This is a genomic window from Stieleria sp., from assembly GCF_041595215.1.
In the GTDB taxonomy this organism is placed as follows: Bacteria; Planctomycetota; Planctomycetia; order Pirellulales; family Pirellulaceae; genus Stieleria; species Stieleria magnilauensis.
In genome coordinates, this window is sequence record NZ_JBFHKV010000732.1 from 1 (window position 1) to 4,515 (window position 4,515).

Below are 4,515 nucleotides of genomic sequence, written 5' to 3' on the forward strand. Positions count from 1 at the left end.
GCCCCCACGTCGGATTCGCAGTCCGGCGGTGGACGCGAAGGCCTGGGCTGGTTGCTGGGCGTGACCGCGGTGACGATGTGCGTCGGCTTCTTGTTGTGTGGCTGGGCGTACAGCAGCGCCACGTCGCGATCGTTCGCGTCGCTGGTCGGGTTGGCCGACGACGCGCCCGAAGCAACCGACGGTGAAGAATCCAGCGAACCAACGGATCCGGCCCAGCAACCGATCAAGGTGCTCAATTGGGAAGACGCCGTCGCGGCATCGGCATCGCAAAGCCGGATCGGTGATGCGATCACCAACGTGTTGGCCAGCCACGACCCCACGACGCTGGCCGGCATCGTGGTGATGACCGATGGGCAAAACAACGGGGGCAGCAACGTGGCCTCGGCGATGGCCCTGGCCAAACGCAGCGAGGTCTCGGTGTACCCCGTCGGACTCGGCAGCAGCAAGCCTCCGACGAACGTCCGCGTGGTCGACCTCGATGCCCCCAAACGCGTTTATCCGAACGACAAATTCGCCGTCTCAGCCGTGCTTCAAGGGACCGGCGGCGACGCCTTGGACATCGAAGTCCAGCTGCTCGACGGTCTGGACGCGACCACCGCCGACGGCGGAGCCTCCAATGCGCTGCCGACCGAAGTGATCGATTCACAATCGGTCAAATTGAACGGCGACGGCTCCCTGGTCGGCATCAAGTTCGAACTCGAGCCCCAATCGGTCGGGCGGCGACGACTGGCGATCCGCATTCTGCCGGTCGAGAAGGATCAAAACCAAAAGGATGACGTCAGCGACGCGCGTTACGAAGTCGTCGCGCGTAAGCTACGCGTGCTCACGATCGCCGGTGGTCCGACCCGCGAATACCGCTTCGTCCGAAACCTGCTGCACCGAGAAAAATCAATTCGCTTGGACACCTGGCTGCAAACCGGTCAGCCGGGAATGAGCCAGGACGCCGATCAATTGTTAACCGAGTTCCCCGCCACCCCGGCGGAGCTGTTCGAGTATGACGCGATCGCGATGTTTGATCCCGATTGGACGCAAATCCCCGCGGCCTCGATCGAGTTGCTCGATCGCTGGCTGGCATCACAATCGGGAGGATTGATCATCGTCGGCGGACCGGTCTATCACCCCCGTTGGCTGCGTCTGCGGACCGATCCGCGCGTCGCCCGCATCGCCAGTTTCTTCCCCGTCACCTTTTCCAGTCGAGGCTTGATGATGGGGTCGGGTCGCGAAGGGGGCGAGACGGCTTGGCCGCTGGAATTCACACCCGAAGCGCGGCGCGCCGAGTTCCTGTGGGTGACCGACGAACCGGCGACCAGCTTCGAAGCCTGGGATTCGTTCGGCGGCGTCTATGATTACGTCGGCGTCAAAGCGGCCAAACCGATCGCCAAGGTTTACGCCTACTTCTCCGACCCGACGACGCGGATCTCGGATTCGTTACCCGTCTACATGGCCAGCCAATTCTATGGCGCCGGCCGCGTGTTCTTTCAAGGCAGCGGCGAGATGTGGCGGATGCGCCGCGAAAGCGATGCGTACTTTGACAACTACTACACCAAACTGATCCGCTGGGTCAGCGAAGGACGGTTGTTGCGCGACAGTAACCGCGGCTTGCTGTTGGTCGATTCGCCCCGGGCAATGGTCGGCGACACCATCACGGTCCGTGCGGTGCTGACCGACGAGCAGTTCGAACCGCTGACCGTGCCGGAGGTCAAGGCAAAACTGATCACACCCAAGGGCGTCGAAGATGTTCGTCTGACGCCCGTCGAAGGCGAATCGCGACCGGGAATCTACAGCGGCCGATTTGTCGTTCGCACCGATGGCAATCACGAGTTGCGTCTAACACTCGGCGACGCGCTTGGTGAAGAGGTCTTTCGCCAAAACGTGCAGGTGCGGTTGCCGACGGTCGAATTGGAACGCCCCCGCCGCAACGACGAAGACCTGGCGAGCTTGGCCGAGACCACCGGCGGGGAATACTGGAAAGTCGAAGCCGACGCCGCCGGCGACTCGCTGATCGAAAACATCGTCGGCACCATCAGCCCCCAGCCCCAAACCACGATTCTTCCCGGAACCCCCGACGCGATTTTCACCGAGCGCAGAAACGCAATGCTGCTGTGGCTGATCGCCAGTGTGCTGACAATGGAATGGGTCATCCGCAGACTACACAGGTTGGCTTGACATGCTTGATCCCGAACTTCAATCGTTGCTTCAATCGCTTCGTGGGCGGATCCGCCGCTACGTGGTTTGGGACTCGGTGCTGGCCATCATCGCCGTCGTTCTGGTGGCGTTTTGGATCGGGCTGTTGATCGACTACGTGCCCGTCACACTCGGCGGCACCGAAATGCCTCGCTCGGCACGGGGGATCCTGCTCGCCGCCGTCGGTTTTGCGGTGTTCGTGATCGTTGTCCGAATGCTGATCGATCGATTGAGCCGGCCGCTTCCCGACGACAGTTTGGCGTTGTTGGTCGAACGCCATCATCCGCAACTTGCCGGGCGATTGGTGACCGCCGTTCAACTGTCGCGGCCCGGCCGAACGGGCGATTCGCACTCGCCCGACCTGTTGCGTCTGGTGCACCGCGAAGCATCCGAGTCGGTGGACGAAGTGGATCCGGGGCGTGTGTTTCGGATGCAACCGCTGATTCAGAAAGCCGCCTTGGCGGGACCGCTGTTGCTGTTGGCACTGATGTTTGCCGCCTACAGCCCGAGTGCGTTCGCCCGCGCGGCGGCCCGATTGACGCTGCTGTCCGACGCCCGTTGGCCGCGGCGGGCCAGATTGGAAATGGTCGGAGTCGACTTGCCGACCGTCACCGCGTCCAACATCCAAGATTCCGACCCGCAGCGAATTGAATTTGAAAATGGCGTGATGCGATTGCCCACCGGCAGCAGCGGCATCTTACGGATTCGCGCAGCCGCCGAGGACGCCGAAGTCCCCTCGGCATGTACCGTGTATTACGAAACCGATGACGGCACCCGCGGACAATCCAACATGCGTCGGGTGGGACGTCAGCGCGACGGCTACCAAGCGTTTGTGCTCGACGGGCCTCCGCTGAGTAACCTCGCGTCGTCATTTTCGTTTTCCATCCAAGGCCTCGATGATCGGTTGGTCGACTATCGGATCGAAGCCGCCGAGCCGCCGGCGATTTCGGCGATGAATGTCAAGATTCGTTACCCCGATTACCTTCGTGATTCCGCCACCTCCACCGCAACCGATGAATCCGAATACGATTTTGAAACTCCCTACCAAGCTGGTTTGCGGATCAGCGAAGGCAGCGGTGTGACGCTGGAAGCGGTTTCGAGTCTACCGTTGGGTGATGTCGACGTGGTGCTGGAATCGGATGGGCAAGAAACCCGAGTGACCGACTTGGTGTACGCCGACGACCGCCAGTCCGTGCGGTTGAAGCTGGACACCTTCGACAATCCGACCGCGATTCGCATCGTTCCCTCCGACCCCGACGGCATCAGCGCCCAAGCGCCGTTCCGATACTTCCTGGGGGCGATTCTTGATGAACCTCCCAGCGTCTCGCTGGCGCTCAAGGGCATCCAATCCGCGGTCACACCGATCGCCCGACTGCCGCTGGAATGTGTGGCCGAAGATGACTACGGCGTCGTTTCAGTGACCGCGTTCGTCGCCCAGAGTGCCTCAGCCAACCCAGGGGATGGCGAAGGCGGCGCGGTGTCGCCGGCACTGGCCGAACCGATCTCGCAACGGCTGGAATTGGACCGCGATGGGCAGGCCGGTGCCGTCATCGATCTTCGTGAACTGACCAATTCGGGGCAGATCCCCGCCTTGCAGCCCGGCAGCGCCATCAGCGTCTATGCCGAAGCACGCGACGGATACAACTTGGACGGAACCCACCTGACCACTAGCGAAATCTATCGCTTGCAAGTCGTCACGCCCGAGGAACTGCTGACGCTGATGGAGCGACGGGAACTGGGCCTCCGCACCCGCCTCGAACAAACCGTCACCGAAACCCAGGGACTGCGCGAACAACTCGCCGGGTTCCGATCGGACCGGTTCGAGCTGTTGATGGAACGCCAGCAGGGGGAGTCGGAACAACAGACACGGCAACGCGAACTGCGAATCATCGGGCTGCGGGTCCAACAAAGTGGCTTGCAGGCCAGCAAAACCGCCGAAGAACTGACCGGAATCGCCGAGTCGCTCGATGACCTGCTGTTGGAAATGGTCAACAATCGAGTTGACTCCAAAGATCGACAGGAAAGACTTGGCAGTGGCGTCCGTGACCCGCTGCGGAAGATCGTCGATGTCTCCATGGAGCAGCTCAAGCAGCAGATCCGAGCGATCGAAGGTTCCATCGAACAGCCCGAACAGGCACTGGAGCACACCGAGGCCGCGATCCAAACCGCCGACCAAGTGCTCTTGGAGTTAACGGCCGTTTTGGAGAAGATGCTTGACTTGGAAAGCTACAATGAACTGTTGGACCTGGTTCGCGGCCTGATCCAGGATCAAGAACAACTCAAAGAAGACACCCAGCAAGAACGTAAAAACCGTGTCAAAGACCTGTTTAA

Annotated in this window: 2 protein-coding genes; both read left to right on the forward strand. The window is 61.4% G+C overall.

Features of this window, described 5'->3' with window-relative positions; translation table 11 throughout:
• Positions 1-2,166, forward strand: a 2,166-nt coding sequence (locus ABX749_RS23295) for a VWA domain-containing protein (protein WP_372898103.1), incomplete at its 5' end; no start/stop codon positions are given.
• 1 nt (position 2,167) lies between these two features.
• On the forward strand, positions 2,168-4,515 hold a 2,348-nt coding region (locus tag ABX749_RS23300; protein WP_372898104.1), incomplete at its 3' end, for a polyketide synthase.